The sequence below is a fragment of the Winogradskyella sp. SM1960 genome (genome assembly GCF_020179375.1).
Lineage (GTDB): Bacteria > Bacteroidota > Bacteroidia > Flavobacteriales > Flavobacteriaceae > Winogradskyella > Winogradskyella marina.
Genome location: NZ_JAICBG010000050.1, coordinates 1 through 567, shown reverse-complemented (window position 1 = coordinate 567; position 567 = coordinate 1). Strand labels below are relative to the sequence as shown.

Genomic DNA, 567 nt, shown 5'->3' with positions numbered 1-567 from the left:
AACGTGTTTGTGTATGATTAGTTGCGTGGTTAAGCAACTAATTTAGTAAACTTTTACGAACCCGTGAATATTCCGCAGGAATATTCGCAAGTAGGGAAGAACAAAGCAATTAATTATACACGGTGTTGTAAGTAGTTTTTTATTCAGAATCAGTTTTGTCAATTAATTCCATTTGATTTTTTATATGTCCAGATAAAAATTCTTTTTCTTTAGAGTTCAAGTTTTCCAGAATTCCAACTCGCCCATAAAAACTAATATTTTCATCATCCTTATGAACTAATACAATTAAAGGAAATCCTGTTTTTGCCTCAAACATCTCTAGGTCATTTTCCATTCCAGTTTTCGGATTCGGTCTGTCTAAAAAATATGTAAAGCTTATGTCCTTGACAATTGGAAGGTCAAAAGGGTCACTTGTCGGACTCGCCGATTCAATAAAGCCTTGAACTTCGTAAAAGTCAGACTCATTATAGTCGGAATATCGTTTTTCGGACTCGCAAGATGAAAGTCCAAAACTCAATGATATCAATATGATTAGCGTTTTTCTCAAATTACTTACAACGTGTTTGT

The 567-nt window shown here is 33.7% G+C and carries 1 protein-coding gene; it reads right to left on the bottom strand.

Features of this window, described 5'->3' with window-relative positions:
- Positions 1–139: 139 nt before the first annotated feature.
- Positions 140–567: hypothetical protein (locus tag K1X16_RS17925; RefSeq protein ID WP_225037438.1), on the bottom strand; the 428-nt coding region annotated here is incomplete at its 5' end.